General features: G+C 46.5%; 16 protein-coding genes and 1 pseudogene. All 17 read right to left on the bottom strand.

The window, feature by feature from the left end; genetic code table 11:
- Window positions 1-9: 9 nt before the first annotated feature.
- The gene (locus tag EFA47_RS03890) at window positions 10-759 is read right to left on the bottom strand and encodes a DNA adenine methylase (RefSeq protein ID WP_070088764.1); all 750 of its coding nucleotides are present in this window, start codon (window positions 757-759) and stop codon (window positions 10-12) included.
- The gene (locus tag EFA47_RS03885; RefSeq protein WP_070088795.1) at window positions 756-3131 is read right to left on the bottom strand and encodes a VirB4-like conjugal transfer ATPase, CD1110 family; all 2376 of its coding nucleotides are present in this window, start codon (window positions 3129-3131) and stop codon (window positions 756-758) included. Before EFA47_RS03885 ends, EFA47_RS03890 begins: the two co-directional genes overlap by 4 nt.
- A 214-nt stretch (window positions 3132-3345) precedes the next feature.
- On the bottom strand, window positions 3346-3735 hold the full coding sequence (locus EFA47_RS03880; RefSeq protein WP_070088763.1) for a PrgI family protein: 390 nt from the start codon (window positions 3733-3735) through the stop codon (window positions 3346-3348).
- Window positions 3736-3756: 21 nt separating this feature from the next.
- Window positions 3757-4356 (bottom strand): MT-A70 family methyltransferase, encoded by a 600-nt coding sequence (locus EFA47_RS03875; protein ID WP_087266846.1) that lies wholly within the window; start codon window positions 4354-4356, stop codon window positions 3757-3759.
- Between the two features lie 11 nt (window positions 4357-4367).
- Entirely contained in the window at window positions 4368-5240 is an 873-nt protein-coding gene (locus EFA47_RS03870; RefSeq protein ID WP_070088761.1) for a VirB6/TrbL-like conjugal transfer protein, CD1112 family, read from the bottom strand.
- A 20-nt stretch (window positions 5241-5260) separates the two neighbouring features.
- Window positions 5261-5473 carry a Maff2 family mobile element protein gene (locus EFA47_RS03865; protein WP_070088760.1) on the bottom strand — a complete coding sequence of 71 codons (213 nt, stop codon included), beginning with the start codon at window positions 5471-5473 and terminating at the stop codon, window positions 5261-5263.
- A 116-nt stretch (window positions 5474-5589) separates the two neighbouring features.
- The gene (locus EFA47_RS03860; RefSeq protein WP_070088759.1) at window positions 5590-5820 is read right to left on the bottom strand and encodes a hypothetical protein; all 231 of its coding nucleotides are present in this window, start codon (window positions 5818-5820) and stop codon (window positions 5590-5592) included.
- 61 nt (window positions 5821-5881) lie between these two features.
- Entirely contained in the window at window positions 5882-6109 is a 228-nt protein-coding gene (locus EFA47_RS03855; RefSeq protein WP_070088758.1) for a hypothetical protein, read from the bottom strand.
- A pseudogene (locus EFA47_RS03850) lies at window positions 6106-7653 on the bottom strand (VirD4-like conjugal transfer protein, CD1115 family); the annotation flags it as partial. The gene EFA47_RS03855 and the pseudogene EFA47_RS03850, both read right to left, overlap by 4 nt.
- Before the next feature lie 137 nt (window positions 7654-7790).
- On the bottom strand, window positions 7791-9674 hold the full coding sequence (locus EFA47_RS03845; RefSeq protein ID WP_071143481.1) for an AAA family ATPase: 1884 nt from the start codon (window positions 9672-9674) through the stop codon (window positions 7791-7793).
- On the bottom strand, window positions 9671-11185 hold the full coding sequence (mobQ, locus tag EFA47_RS03840; RefSeq protein WP_071143644.1) for a MobQ family relaxase: 1515 nt from the start codon (window positions 11183-11185) through the stop codon (window positions 9671-9673). Before mobQ ends, EFA47_RS03845 begins: the two co-directional genes overlap by 4 nt.
- Before the next feature lie 214 nt (window positions 11186-11399).
- Window positions 11400-11735, bottom strand: coding sequence for a DUF3847 domain-containing protein (locus EFA47_RS03835; protein ID WP_071143482.1), 336 nt, complete (start codon window positions 11733-11735; stop codon window positions 11400-11402).
- 102 nt (window positions 11736-11837) lie between these two features.
- Window positions 11838-12212 carry a hypothetical protein gene (locus tag EFA47_RS03830; RefSeq protein ID WP_072851246.1) on the bottom strand — a complete coding sequence of 125 codons (375 nt, stop codon included), beginning with the start codon at window positions 12210-12212 and terminating at the stop codon, window positions 11838-11840.
- Window positions 12213-12230: 18 nt separating this feature from the next.
- Window positions 12231-13136, bottom strand: a complete 906-nt coding sequence (locus EFA47_RS20620) for a hypothetical protein (protein ID WP_178801768.1) — start codon at window positions 13134-13136, stop codon at window positions 12231-12233.
- 60 nt (window positions 13137-13196) lie between these two features.
- A complete protein-coding gene (gene erm(B) / locus EFA47_RS03820) occupies window positions 13197-13934 on the bottom strand; it encodes a 23S rRNA (adenine(2058)-N(6))-methyltransferase Erm(B) (protein WP_001038795.1) in 738 nt (245 codons plus the stop codon).
- Window positions 13935-14058: 124 nt separating this feature from the next.
- Entirely contained in the window at window positions 14059-14142 is an 84-nt protein-coding gene (locus tag EFA47_RS03815) for a 23S rRNA methyltransferase attenuation leader peptide (RefSeq protein WP_001814874.1), read from the bottom strand.
- Window positions 14143-14190: 48 nt separating this feature from the next.
- Window positions 14191-14424 (bottom strand): peptide-binding protein, encoded by a 234-nt coding sequence (locus tag EFA47_RS03810; protein WP_000527319.1) that lies wholly within the window; start codon window positions 14422-14424, stop codon window positions 14191-14193.
- Window positions 14425-14513 lie beyond the last annotated feature (89 nt).

Genomic DNA, 14513 nt, shown 5'->3' with positions numbered 1-14513 from the left:
CAAACACTGTTAATAATTCTTTATCATGATCTCCAGGTAATCTCCCATAGTGCTGCAAGAAGCCATGTTGTTCTGCCTTACCATTGGCACAATAGAGAATTGTTGATACAATGTCCGGATAAAAGGACAATCATTGTATGTCAGTAAAAATTTTCCTTTTAAACTTACAAGAACCTCTTTTAGCCGCAAATGGTCTTTTTCACTGAAAGAATCCCTATAATACTTTTCTGCTTGAAAATATGGTGGATCAAGATAGAAAAAGGTATCTTTTTTGTCATAAAGGATAAGCAGTTTCTCAAAGTCCATCTGCTCAATCACAGTATTTTTCAATCTTTCCTGAAACTGTTCTAAATTTCTGACCGTATTAACCAATGATACCCTTGCTCCGCTGAAATCCTGCAGCTTTGCCCCGAAACTACATTTAATTAGCACAAAAAACCGGGCTGCTCTCTGTATATCCGTCAAGTCTGGATTTTGATAATTGTGCAAGGCGTCCTCAAAAAATTCACGGGAAACAAGGCACCACTTTAGTTCCTCCTGCAGTGCCTCGCCATGATATTTTATGCACCGGAAAAGATTTACCAGGTTATGGTTCCTGTCGTTATATACTTCCACTCTGTTGTCTCTTTCTCTTGCAAACAGCAACCACGCAGCTCCTCCAAACACTTCCACATATCTTGTGTAGTCTTCCGGAAACTCTGCTAAAATCTGTTTTCTTAGAAGTCTCTTTCCGCCTACCCATTTAATACAACTGTTCATTCCGTCCGCTTCCTCCCTTCCTGTTGCTCCAGGTCAGATACTTTGGTTGTCATCAACGAATACAGACGCAGGGACTTATCGAACTTGTCCTTAAAGGGGATAATGGTGCTTCCATAAAAGATCAGCCCCTCTCCCTCCCCGCTGTTCGTCACATAAGATAGCTGATGAGGTGATATGTTGAGCTGTTTCGCTAAGATCTGCCGATCTCCCGCTGCCTGGTTAAGCATATAAATAAAATCCGAGTTTTCAAAAATGTTCTCAATTTCCCGGCTGGCAAGCAGGTCTTTAATGTTCTGTGTGATGCCTGTGGGAATGCCGCCCCACTTACGGAAACGCTTCCAGATCTCCACGGAATAAGCTGCTGTCTGCTCCTCTTTTAAAAGAAGATGGAACTCGTCTATATAGTACCGGGTAGACTTATGCGCCGCCCGGTTGACTGTCACACGGTTCCACACCTGATCCTGAACAATCAGCATCCCCAGCTTTTTCAACTGTTTCCCCAGGTCTTTGATATCAAAGCAGACGATCCGGTTGTTCAGCTCCACGTTGGTACGGTGGTTAAATACTTTTAAGGAACCGTTGACGTAGATTTCCAGAGCTGTAGCGATCCGCTGTGCCTGCACTTCTTTCTGCTGACGCAGACAATCATAGAGATCCCCCAGAATGGGCATATTTTCCGGCACCGGCGCTTCAAAATATTTCTGATACACCAATGGTAAACAGCGGTCAATCACCGACTTTTCCTCCGCTTCAATCCCGTTGCGGCTCCCCATGATCAGCTCACACAGGGATAGGATAAAATCACTCTTAAATCCCAGCGGGTTATCATCATCTGAGTAATCCAGGTTGATGTCCATGGGATTGATATAGTCATGGCTTGTGGGGGAGATATGGATTACCTGCCCACCCAGGGCATTGACCAGGGGATAATATTCCCCCTCCGGATCTCCGATAATAATATCGTCCTGGGTAACAAAAAAGGCGTTAGTAATCTCCCGCTTTGCCGAAAAGGATTTTCCAGAGCCAGGTGTTCCCAGGATCAGGCCGTTTGGATTTTTCAGCTTCTTCCGGTCAACCATAATCATGTTGTTGGAAAGGGCGTTCAAGCCATAGTAAAGGGATTCCCCTTCCATAAATAATTCCTGGGTTGTGAAAGGCACAAAAATAGCCGTAGATGTGGTGGTCAGCGCCCGCTTGATGGGGATCAGGTTCAATCCCAGCGGGAGACTGCTCATCAGCCCCGGCTCCTGCATATAATCCAGACGGCGCAGGGAACAGTTATATTTCTGCGCAATGCCCGCCGTCTGGAATACCGCATTGTCTAATTCCTGCTTCGTCTTTGCCGTATTCAGAAATACAATCGTCACCAGGAACATCCTCTCATTTCTGGACTGGAGATCTTCCAGGAGGCGCTTTGCTTCCCCGCCGTAAGTATTCAAATCCGACGGGATAATGTCCATATCGTATCCGGAACGCACTGCCTTTTTCTGCTCCTCGATCTTCATCCGGTTAATGTCCGTCACCTTGCTTTTCACCAGTTTGATGGCTTTCATCTGGTCTAAAGACTGGATATGCAGGTTGACGATCAGGTTCCTGTCCATATCCAGAAATTCCGCCAGCATCCGGTCAGTCAGCTCCGGGGCCAGGATCTGCAGGTAGGACACTGCCCCGATGGTATTCCCCATCATAAAATCTTTCCCACTCTTAAACAGGAAACTTGTAGGGGCGATAAAGTCCTTTGTCCCCATGCCGGAACGCATTACCTGGTCGAAAGAAAACTGGAAAGGCACTTTCTCCTCCGGGTTAAATGTCTCGTACATGATCTGCAGACGCTCCCGGCCATCCAACGGGTAAGCGGACACGCCAAGCACTTTGAAGTTATTCAGGATGTCTGTCTCGATCCGCTCCAGCTTCGGCTTTGCCTCCCGGATATTTTCCGCTTCCACGCCAAAGGTAATGTACTTCGTCCGCACCAGGCCGTTATTGCCTTTGGCAAGCTGATTTTTCAGCATTTGTGCGTATTCCATGCGCACATCATCAAAAGCGTCATGCCGGGGCTTGATCTGGATGACCGATTCAAATTCCTTCATGTTGCTGTGGTGGTTGATGAACGACAACTGGAAATGGATACTGCTGTCAAAGTAATTGAGGAAATCACACCAGTTTTCAAAAATAGCATTTTTGTCCTCATTCTGTGCCAACTGATAGTTAATGTCGTAAAAACGGATGGTTTTGGAATAATATTTATCCTGCACCCGGCAGATTCCATCCCTTGCCATTTCCCGGTAGGGAATGGACTTCTGGGCGGACAGACGCTTCTCCTCTGCCTTTTTATCTGCTTTCTTCTTTGCCCCGTTCACGGTACTACTCACAGCTTTCTGGCGGGCAGCATGTTCCGGATAGGGCTTTCCCGGTCTTTGGACACCCCGCTCAACGGATGCGCTTTTCTGTCGCTGCGCAGGCTTGCGTTTCTCTCTTTTTTCTGCTTTCTTCCGGGCCTTTTCCTCCCTTGCTGCCTGCTTTTTTGCTGCTTTCTTTGCTTTTTTCTCATAGCGGGACAGCCTGCGGTACTTCCTCTTTCTCCGCTTATCGACTACGATTTCTTCTCTTTTTCCCAAGATGATCCCCTCCTTTCCTGTCTTTCCAGACAGTCTCCGGCGGCTCCATTTCATAAAAGTTCTCCACCTCATACCTGCGGACAGCAGGCTTTAAGAATTTCACCGTCACGATATTCCACAGGATTTTCTCCAGGGGAAGCCCGTCTCTCTCATACATGGCAAACATAAATGCCGGAAGCATGAGAAGCACCATGCCGGTGGCGGCGTTGGTGGTTCCGATCCACTCCCGTGTGAGAAAATAAAAAGGCAGCCCGATGGCCGCCGCTGCTGACAGACAGATGAGCTGTCTTTTTGTCAGGTTCAAGACTACTTTGTTTTTTACTTTCGTCAGGTCTTTTGGTACACTGACAAACGCCATAAAATCACATGCCGGAGAAACTTATCCGCTGCAGTCTGCACATTTCTCCGGCTGCTCCTTTCCTCTGTTTTCCTGCAAATTTTCCATATCCAGGGAGCTTTCTACTTCATTTCCCCATACATCCCATCCAACGGACTGCCGCCTTGCAAACAGTTCAATCCGGGGAAGATCCCCCATCAGTTCTACAATACGCTTCCTGGCTTCTTCCGGTTTCTTGCTATGCTCCTGCAAAGGGCTGACAATAAGCTGGAATACTTTTTTTGATATTCTTTTCGGCTTTCCTCTTACTGCCAAAAGACAGATTTCCGCATTGGATCGAGTCCAGTATCCTAAGCCAAAGAAATACCCTTTTCCTGATTTATTCTGCTTGATCCAGACAAAGGCAACTGTCTTGTAGCAAAATCCCCATGCTTTGATTACTTTGAACGCTTCTGGTAATTGAGGGAATGTCACCCACAAAAACAGCGCACAATCCTTATCGCAGATTTCCTGTACCGGCAGACTGCAGATTTCTTCTATCCCCATTGTAGAGTAATGATTCTCCGCAACTCCCTGCCCTTTTTTCATCTCATATCGCCATGGCGGATCGGCATAAATAATGTTGTATTTCTTCTGTTCCATCCCGTCGCCTCCTAATGCGCATTGAAGATCGAGCGGCTTAAACTTGCCGTTTTCATCAGGCTGAAACAGAGAATTACCGTATAAGCCGCTATTCCGAAAAGGGCTGAGTGCATGTTGTCGGAGATTTCAATGGTAGATACCAGCACCGCATAAATGCCGACGCACACCATCATGAAAAATCCCTGGAATCCCAAGGCTAAAAGCCCACGGAAATAGTTGTTTCCCACCTGCCCCCATTCCCGGTTGGAAAGGGTGGCAAAGGGGATCGGCGCAACCGAGGTGTAAAGGTAGATCTCAATCATACGGCCATACAAAATGACCGTGATCAGGACAGATAAAATCTTCATGCACAGGCTCACCAGCATACTTTCCAGGGCAAGCACTACCAGCTCCCCGATGTTCATAGATTCCATCGCCGTCTCCATAGCGTCCAGCATGGTTTCCACGTTGATCGCTGTATCGGAACTGATCACGCCTCCCGCCGCATTGACCACATATTGGCCCACGTCAAAGACAGCCATAGTGATCGTAAACGTATTGGATACCATCCAGACCGCTACCCACATCTTGAAGAAATACTTAAAAAACATCCAGGTGTCAATCTCGTGCATGTTATTCTTTTCCGTCAGCATGGTAATCAGCTCATAACACAGGACAAAAGTAATAATCATCCCCGCAATGGGAATGATCACCGAGTTAGAAAGGTTCTGTATCAGGCTGAAAATACTGCCGTTCCACCCCTGGGGCGTCTGTCCAACCTGAGACGCAATCTGCCCGGTCTTATCATTGACATCGGTAAACATTGTCGTCAGGTTGGACGTCACCATCCCGGTCAGGAGATCCCTCATCCAGTTCTCGATTGCCTCAAAAATGCCATCGAACATACATGAGTCCCCTTTCTACATCAGAATAGCCCTCCAAGCAAGGGGATCAACTGTGTTCCAATGAGGACAACCCCACCTCCGGCCATGAGCTGCTTAATTCCCTGTGACTTAGCCCCTGGATTGTCATTTCCGTATCCCTCCAGCAAGTTAATAACGCCCCATACTGCAAGGCCGGCTCCAATAGCCACCACAAGTGTCTGCAAAATAGAAATTGCCGAGCTAAAAAATGCCATATGCTACCTGGAAACCGGATTCCTTTCTGTCTTACCGGCAGAGACAAAAAAAGAGCCGCCATCTTTCCATAGCCGCTCAAATCTTCCGGGAATCCGGTTCCCTTATCCTTTCTCTTTTATTTTGCTGTTTCATTTATAATCTGTCTCTGCCTGCCGCTATCTTTTCCCGGCTCCGCCCGGATCGGCGGCCATAAGTGTATGATTTTTACCAGCGGCAGAACAGTCTTCCTTGACTTCACCAGGCGCATTTCCCAACATCCTTCAAAATAATCTTCTGGAGAATCCGGCCGGGAAAGCGCACGGACAATAGCCGCCAGAACATCAACCGCCTCTGTAAAAAAATCCATAAACTCCCCTTTCCAACTTTGCGACATTGTGTCGTAAAGTTCTGATGCTGCAAACTTTGCGTCATGGTGTCACAGAGTCCGTCGCTGCCTCCAATCGATCCATGACTTCTTTTAAAACGGAATATCTCACGCCAAATACATACCGGGCGAAATTCTCCAACTGTTCCTGACCATATTCCCCCAGGGGCATCCGGCGCAGTTCATACCAGACCGCCCGCTTATAATAAGGGAGATCTGAAAGATACTGACAGCCGATTTTTGCCTGCATTTCTTTAAATAAATCACTCATTCACTTTCCTTTCCCTCTACTTCAAAGAGGTCAAATGCCTCTTTCATCCGCAGTTTCAACGTATGCTTCATATACGCCTCCACATCAAAACTGTTCTTTTTGTCATAGTCCGACAACAACTTATATCTCTTGTGCCGGGTAATATCGAACTTATCGCTGAAAAACGGGCGTACTCCACGAAGCTGCAGGATACACTTATTCCCGTCCATCACGGCAAGTTCATCCCGGCTCATCAGTTCTTTTCCGGTTTTCTGATAATTTAGGCCGTAAGACCGGCTCTGCCCACGGGTATCCGAGGTGTTATAAAGATCAATCGTTTCTTTCCCCAGCGTCTCTGAGATTTCCTTTAACGTGGTGCCCTCTTTGCCTCCCAGGAACAGCATGGTATCGCAGTTGCCGAGAATTGTTTCTGCGGCATCCTTATAAATGGTCTTTAACTGGCTCTGGGACTGTAGAATAATAGAAGCCGAGATTTCCCGGCTCCGGATGGTTGCGATCAGCTTATCAAATTTTGGAATCTGCCCGATATTGGCGAACTCATCAAGCAAAAGCCTTACATGATAAGGGAGCCGTCCCCCATGCACATCATCCGCCCTATCGCAGAGCAGGTTGAAAAGCTGGGTATACATAATCGCCACGATAAAGTTAAAAGTATCATCCGTGTCAGAGATAATCACAAACATGGCTGTCCGCTGATCCCCCAGCATATCCAGTTCCATCTCATCATAACTGGTCAATTCCCTAAGCTCCGCTATATCAAAGGGGGCAAGCCTGGCCCCGCAGGAAATAAGGATGGATTTTGCTGTCTTGCCCGCCGCCAGCTTATATTTCTTATACTGGCGCACAGCGAAATGCTCCGGCTTCTCCCGTTCCAGTTCCTCAAACAGTTCGTCCACGGCATTTTTAAATTCTTCATCATCTTCCCTGGCTTCCGACGCATTGATCAGCTCTAAAAGCGTGGAAAAGTTCTGCTCTTCCGCCGGCGCTTCATAGTAGATATAGCCAATCAGTGCGCAATACAAAAGCCTCTCGGCTTTCACCCAGAAATCTTCAGAAGATTTCTCGCCTTCTCCTTTGGTATTTGCAATGATGGTATTCACCAGTTTTAAAATATCCTTCTCACTGCGGATATACATGAAGGGATTGTAGTGCATACTTTTCTTGAAATTGATGGTATTCAGCACCTTGATCCTATACGGTTCATACACTATCTCCCCGTTTTTATCACGCTCCGGCTTCCCATCTTTCATCTTCGGGGAACCTCTCTGCAGCATCTTCCCGCATTCCACCAGGATCGTGCCTTTCGGGTCAGTGACTACATAGGAAACATTTGGTGTCATCTGCATTAAATTCGGCTTCACATAAAATCTGGTCTTGCCGGAACCGGAGCCGCCAATTACAATCACGTTTTTATTTCTGGCATACTTTGACAGCTTCGGACGGCTGTTCATGGTAAGCCGCTCTGTCTGCGTTAAAAGGATATTGTTCTCAAAGACCGGATCAATGAAAGGCGCTATATCCTTCTGCGTCCCCCATGAAGCGTTTTGTCAAGTGCTTTTCGCAATTTATTGACGCAAAACAGGATTTTTTCAAGAGAAAAGCCCCATGCGGTCAACATGGGGCGAGTTGATAAAGTGAAAGTGCGAAAGTGCAAGGTGCAAAGGCTCTGCGTTTTGCACTTTCATTTTGCAGTTTCGGGCGGCTGCTTCTTCTTGATGAAGTTGTACCATTGACTTCCAACGCGCCTTGCGCCCAATATGCCGCCCATGCTGCGCTTGGCATTTTGTACCGTTCTTTCGGATATTCCGGCTTCGGCTGCCGCCTTGACAATATCCTCGCTTGCCATTTCCTTACCGTCTGCAAGTAAATCGAGTATCAACCTTTCCGCTTGCTCGGTCTTGGTTTCGGTGTTGCCGCCTGTGCCGGACAGCAGTTCATCAGCGGTAATGTCATATTCGCCTATCCATGAAAAGCCGCTTTCCGCGCCCAACGAAAACGCCATAGGCTTACCCTCCGGTGCAAGGGAAGATTTGTCGTGAATGATAACGCGCACATTCGGCTCTCGTTTCACGCGCCCTATGAGCAGCACACTACGAGCGGCGGCTCGGAAGTCGATAGAGCCTAATCCCCGGTATGCGCTCTGACCTCCGGCAGCTTTGTTCAAGTGCCCGATAAGCACAACGGCACACCCGGTACGCTCTGCAACTTCGGCAAGGCGGCGAAAGATAGGGCGTATTTCGTTTGCCTTGTTCATATCCGTTTTTTCGCCTACATACGCCTGTATGGGGTCAAGGATTATAAGACGCGCCCCGGTCTGCCGGATTGCCCTTTCTATGCGTTCATCGGATAAGGACAATTCCTGTTTGCCCTCGTCAATGACAAGTACCCGGTCAAGGTCTGCGTCCGCTTCCATAAGGCGCGGCTTGACGGTATCGCCCAAACCGTCCTCTGCGGTCTGATAGATAACATTAAAAGGCTCATGCTCTGCCATAGCCGGAAAGGGCTTGCGGTTGGTACAGGCGGCGCAAAGGCGCAGGGCAAGGGTGGTTTTTCCCTCGCCGGGGTTGCCCTGTACGATTGTTACCTTTCCAAAAGGGATATACGGCTCCCATAGCCATTCAACGGTCTGTGTGTCAACCTCGCTCATGCGGATAATTTCAACGGTTTCTTCCTGTTGCGGCTCACGCAAGCCATAGACAGCTTCGCGCAGATATTTTCCGTCTGTAATTTCCTCTTTACGCTGTAAAACCTCGTTCCAGTCTTTGAACAACGGTACAAGGCGATTGACGGTGTAGCCTTGGGGGATAATGCTGTTAAGGCGGCTGCAAGCGTCTGTCCCGGCTTTGTCGCTGTCAAGGCAGAGATAGACGGTCTTGATATTCGGACGGTCAGAGAGAAAACGCAGCAGGGCTTTTTCACTCACGCCGCCCAATGACAGATAGCTTTGTTTCTGCCATTCCTTTTTGAACAGGCAGAGGAAAGATAACAGGTCAATGGGGGCTTCAAAGACAAAAAGCCTTTCGCCCTCGCCCCGGTAGCAGAAGTTAAAAGTCTTGTCGCTGCCTTTCACATCAAGCCGGAAGCTGCCCACCGTTCCCCGTTGGTGGGCATATCTCGGTATGCCGCTTTCATCTCTGCCGACAAATACGGCGTTATGGTGGGCGGCTTCCTCGTAGAGATCGCCGCAGGAAAAGAAAAAGCCCGACACATCTTCATCAATGCGCCGGGCGGCTGTAAGGTAGTTCCTCGCTGTTTGGTTGTCGGGGCTTTTGGGTGGTAGTCTGAATTGCAGATAGACGGGTGGGGGTGCTTCGCCCCGTTCGCCTATCAGCATTTCAACGGCTTCAAGAAAACTTTTGCCGTAAAACTCCATGACAAAATCAATCGGACCGCCGCCTTTGCTCTGGCTGTGCCGATACCATCTGTTTTCTCTGACCGTCAAGCTGTCGTGCCGTTTCCAACGGTACTCCTGTCCGGCGCGTTCAAGCTGTTCGCCCTGGGCTTGCAGGAATGATACAAGGTCGGTCTGATTTGCCCGGTCAATCTGTTCTTTGGTGTAGGTCATAGGGAAATATCCTCCTTTTTGCGTCTTGGTGTTTGGTGTGTCTGTTCCTGTGTGCGCTGCTCGGCTTGCTCTACAATATCAATGCACTTTCGGATTTGCTGTAACTCCTTAACCTCGCTGCGCTTTGTTTTCAGTTCTTCATATTCGCCTGTGGATTGGGCTTTCAGTTCGTCAAATTCTTTCTGCCACTCGGACACCTTGAAAGACTTTGTACCCTCCGGCAGATTTGCGTGCAGGAAACGGTTGGCGGCGTTCCAGATAATGAGGTCGCTTTCGTGGGCTTGCTCAAATTTTTCTCTCTTTTTGCCCCATCCGTTTTTCAGCGTTTTCAGTTCATCGTGAATGGGCTTCAAGCGGTTGTAGTTGCTGCCATGCTCGATAAACTTTTCCAATGTCCTCATGCGCTTCTGCTTGGCAACAACGCTTGTATTCAGCCGCTTTGCTTCTTCATCAACAGAGGAAAGGGCAGCGTCCAAATCTTCAAGGGTAGCAATGCCCTTGCTTTGCAGATAGACAATCGCCTTGCTGATTTTTTGCAATTCCCCGGCAGTATGCTGTTGCTGCCAGCCCTGTGAATACTTCCGGCTTTTCTCTCGTTCAATGCTCAAATACCTTGTAAGCAGCGTGGCAATATCGGGAGAGTGCGGGGCAGCTTGCAGTTGCTTCTTAGCGGCGAAAACCTCCGCAAGCCATTCTTTCAAGCTGTCGATATAGCCCCGGATTTCCCGCATAAGTCGGTTGGTCTTTTGTATCATGCGGTTGATTTCTCCCTTGTCGGTGGCTATGCCTTTCTTCTCCATTTGGGAAGCTGCAACACCCATGTGGACGGTGGGGAGTTCCTCAATACCACGCTCTGCATGGCTGCGGTGGTCGATACGCTCCGCGCTGCCGCTTCGCTCTAAATAGTCGTTGGCAAGGTCAGCCCACGCCTTGCGCCATAGGTCGGCGTTCTCCTGCCTGTTCCAGTCCATAAGGTCAACCTTGCGCGTCTTGTATCTGCCGCTTGGCAGCTTTACGCGCTCCCCATTTTCGTCAAGGACATATTCCTTTTTTGACTTCGCCGCCCATGTGCCTTTTTCATCAAGGGGGCGCATAGTCAAAAGGATATGAGCGTGTGGGTTGCCGTTGCCTGTGTCGTGGATATTGAAGTCGGCGCACATTCCTTTGGAAACAAATTGAGAGGAACAGTATTCCCGGACAAGGCGGGTCTGTTCCTCTCTTGAAAGTTCAACAGGTAGGGCGATTTCGATTTCCCTCGCAAGCTGTGAGTTATTCGATTTTTCGATTTGCTCCACGCTGTTCCATAGAATAGAACGGTCAGAGAAAGAGGGTGGGGCATGGGGCGGCAGCATGATTTCAGAATGAACAACGCCGCCTTTTCTTGTATAGTCGTGGGTCAGTCCGTCCCACTCGTTTGTCAGCTTCTCTCCGGCGCGGTAGGCTGCTGCGGCTACGGCAGATTTGCCCTTTCCCCGGCTGACAATCTTAATGCTGCAATGGTAGATTGCGATAGTATCACCTCCCGATACGGTCAACAAAACCCCATGAAAGTGAATAGCTTGCAAAGCAAGGTGTTCGCTTTCGTGGGGTACACAAAAGGGTAGACAGCGCAAGCTGTCGCAGGGAAAGTGTAGGTTTCCCTGTCGCGGCGCAAGCCGCCAATCTCTGCACAAGGCAATAATGCCCGGTGCGGAGATAAAGCCCTCGGCAGAGCGCACACGCCCGTTAGGGTGTATAAGTGCGCCCTTGTGTGCAAGGGTAATTCTTCGGTGTCGCTTCTCCGGCTCGTTTTCTCAAAAACTCCTGCGCTTTGTCGCTGAAAACCGCGGTGTAGAGGAAGTCGCGGGCTTCCTGTTCTGACATATCAATGAGTGCCGGGACAAGGCTTTCAAGGTAGCCGCCCCGCGAACAAAGACGGTGGTTGCGCTCCTTGCGCTTCTCAATGGCAAGTTTGCGGTCAAGCATTTTGTTCCTGTTCTCATACTGCCGGATTTTCTTCTGTGTCAGTTCCATTTCGGCGTTACATTCCTCGATGGTGGTCGGTGGTTTTTTCTTCGACATGGTAGCCCTCCTTTTTGATTTTTAGTAAAAGAAAAGGGCGGCTACTTCGGTTTGGAAATAGTCGCCCTGTTGGGGAATTATGTTATTGTTATTTGAATAATATTATTCTGCCGCGTCTGTGTTACTTTTATCTGCTTTCTTCATTTTCAAGGAGCCCAAAATAAAGACAGCTCCGAAAATGAAACAAAGGACAGACCAGATAGCAAGGTCAGAGAAGCTACCGTAATTTACAATTCCCAGCAGTCCGCCCAACAGATAGAATACTCCGGCAACAATTCCGCCGCCTTTGCTCTTTCGGGTTGCTACTCCAACGATGCCTGCAATCAGCATACAGAAAGCAAGCAACATTCCTGATGTTCCGCTTACTTCGCCGTTATCTGCTAAAGCATTTCCTAATCCGGCAGCGCAAGATTGAAAAGCTACTAAAACAAATAAAACCATGCTGATAATTCCGATTACTAATTTTGCCGTTTTCATGTTGCACACCTCATCTCGTTACGGATTTAATGTAATTACCTCATTTGCAAAATCTTCGCCCATAAAATCATCAGCATCGTATGCTCTAAACAGGACTTCGATTTCTTCCACTTCGGTAATTCCGTTTTCCTCTAAAGTTGTATCAGACCATGCCATAGAACTAAATGCACATTTTCCGGCAGAAACAGAAGTTGCATAGAATGGGTCTGCCATAAAGCCGTTTACAGATGCGTCATCAACGCTGAACATTACCGTTTTGTCTGTCTTGTTCAGCAAGAACAGATTGGCAGTATAGCCCCATATCTCATCATCTTCATAGCCTGTTACGATAACAGTAACATAATCATTATCGATAATCACATTATCAGTAGCCTGTGCTTCTCTCACAAATGCAACAGCGTTTTCTTCTCCGTATGGATAGACATGGATTGTTTCCTTTCCAACAGGGTCAGCAGACCAATCATTGCTATCATACACCTTGAAAGTCAATTCAATATCTGTGTATTCAACAATACCATTTTCCTCAAGAGTATCGGTGCTAAAGTTGATTTCTTCGTTAGCCTTTTTGCCAGCAGCTACCTCGCTTGCAAACATTGGATCGCACTGAACACCATTGATGGAAGCACTCTCGACAGAGAACATATAGGTTTTCTCTGTGGACTTGTTTTCAAGCTGTGCTTTCAGAGTGTAGCCCCACATATTATCGGGGTCGATTTCGGTAATTTTTACCGCACACTCTGCGTTGTCAATGGCAACAACTTCCTCAAATACGATTTGATTTTCGGTGTTGTCGTTTTCGGTGCTTTCTTCATTTTGAGAAGAAGCGGGGGCATCGTCAGATGCGTCAGGTGTCGCTTCTCCGCCACAAGCTGCAAGAGATAGCACTAAAGCAAGCGAAAGAAGCAAGGTTACAAGTTTTTTCATTCCATTCCCTCCGTTATTAAAAAGTGTAACTTTCCAAATTTAAAAAAGCGACTCATAGAATTATTTCCTCCCGTTAAATAATAGATAACTATTAAAAATAGACAATACTTGCTCATAAGTAATGGTACTTAAATTGTTTACTTTGGCGTGTTTCATTGCTTGATGAAACTGATTTTTAGTAAACAGTTGACGATATTCTCGATTGACCCATTTTGAAACAAAGTACGTATATAGCTTCCAATATTTATCTGGAACATCTGTGGTATGGCGGGTAAGTTTTATTAAGACACTGTTTACTTTTGGTTTAGGATGAAAGCATTCCGCTGGCAGCTTAAGCAATTGCTGAATCGAGACTTGAGTGTGCAAGAGCAACCCTAGTGTTCGGTGAATATCCAAGGTACGCTTGTAGAATCCTTCTTCAACAATCAGATAGATGTCAGACGCACGGCTTTCAAAAACCACTTTTTTAATAATTTGTGTGCTTAAATGGTAAGGAATATTCCCAACAATTTTATACCTCTGTTTGTTAGGGAATTGAAACTGTAGAATATCTTGGTGAATTAAAGTGACACGAGTATTCAGTTTTAATTTTTCTGACGATAAGTTGAATAGATGACTGTCTAATTCAATAGACGTTACCTGTTTACTTATTTTAGCCAGTTTCGTCGTTAAATGCCCTTTACCTGTTCCAATTTCGTAAACGGTATCGGTTTCTTTTAAATTCAATTGTTTTATTATTTGGTTGAGTACTTTTTCACTCGTTAAAAAGTTTTGAGAATATTTTATATTTTTGTTCATGTAATCTCTCCTGAAGTGATTACATCTATAAACAAATACAGAAGTTAAACGATTTGTTTGTAATTTTAGTTATCTGTTTAAAAAGTCATAAGATTAGTCACTGGTAGGAATTAATCTAACGTATTTATTTATCTGCGTAATCACTGTTTTTAGTCTGTTTCAAAACAGTAGATGTTTTATCTACATTACGCATTTGGAATACCAACATGACGAATCCCTCCTTCTTAATTACAAATTTTTAGCATCTAATTTAACTTCAATTCCTATTATACAAAATTTTAAGATAATGCACTATCAACACACTCTTAAGTTTGCTTCTAAGTCTTATTTCCATAACTTCTTTTACGTTTCCGCCATTCTTTGCTGTTTCGATTTTTATGATATGGTGCAAGTCAGCACGAACACGAACCGTCTTATCTCCCATTATATCTTTTTTTGCACTGATTGGTGTATCATTTCGTTTTTCTTTTTGTGCGCCTAAATTTCCCACAATCACTCACTTCTTTCTATTTCTTCTTATTCTTATTTTATCATCAACAATCACAAATCACTTGTGATTTGTGATAAGTGATTTGTGAT

It is taken from the genome of Luxibacter massiliensis (assembly GCF_900604355.1).
Classification (GTDB): Bacteria; Bacillota; Clostridia; order Lachnospirales; family Lachnospiraceae; genus Luxibacter; species Luxibacter massiliensis.
This window is presented reverse-complemented; position numbering and strand designations above follow the sequence as displayed.

Excerpts from the sequence above, each read along its gene's own strand:
- EFA47_RS03870 (WP_070088761.1), bottom strand. The coding sequence starts at position 5,240 with ATGTTCGATGGCATTTTTGAGGCAATCGAGAACTGGATGAGGGATCTC.
- EFA47_RS03880 (WP_070088763.1), bottom strand. The coding sequence starts at position 3,735 with ATGGCGTTTGTCAGTGTACCAAAAGACCTGACGAAAGTAAAAAACAAA.
- EFA47_RS03890 (WP_070088764.1), bottom strand. The coding sequence starts at position 759 with ATGAACAGTTGTATTAAATGGGTAGGCGGAAAGAGACTTCTAAGAAAA.
- EFA47_RS03830 (WP_072851246.1), bottom strand. The coding sequence starts at position 12,212 with ATGAAAACGGCAAAATTAGTAATCGGAATTATCAGCATGGTTTTATTT.
- EFA47_RS03855 (WP_070088758.1), bottom strand. The coding sequence starts at position 6,109 with ATGAGTGATTTATTTAAAGAAATGCAGGCAAAAATCGGCTGTCAGTAT.
- EFA47_RS03860 (WP_070088759.1), bottom strand. The coding sequence starts at position 5,820 with ATGGATTTTTTTACAGAGGCGGTTGATGTTCTGGCGGCTATTGTCCGT.
- EFA47_RS03845 (WP_071143481.1), bottom strand. The coding sequence starts at position 9,674 with ATGACCTACACCAAAGAACAGATTGACCGGGCAAATCAGACCGACCTT.
- EFA47_RS20620 (WP_178801768.1), bottom strand. The coding sequence starts at position 13,136 with ATGAAAAAACTTGTAACCTTGCTTCTTTCGCTTGCTTTAGTGCTATCT.
- EFA47_RS03835 (WP_071143482.1), bottom strand. The coding sequence starts at position 11,735 with ATGTCGAAGAAAAAACCACCGACCACCATCGAGGAATGTAACGCCGAA.
- EFA47_RS03815 (WP_001814874.1), bottom strand. The coding sequence starts at position 14,142 with ATGTTGGTATTCCAAATGCGTAATGTAGATAAAACATCTACTGTTTTG.
- EFA47_RS03865 (WP_070088760.1), bottom strand. The coding sequence starts at position 5,473 with ATGGCATTTTTTAGCTCGGCAATTTCTATTTTGCAGACACTTGTGGTG.
- EFA47_RS03875 (WP_087266846.1), bottom strand. The coding sequence starts at position 4,356 with ATGGAACAGAAGAAATACAACATTATTTATGCCGATCCGCCATGGCGA.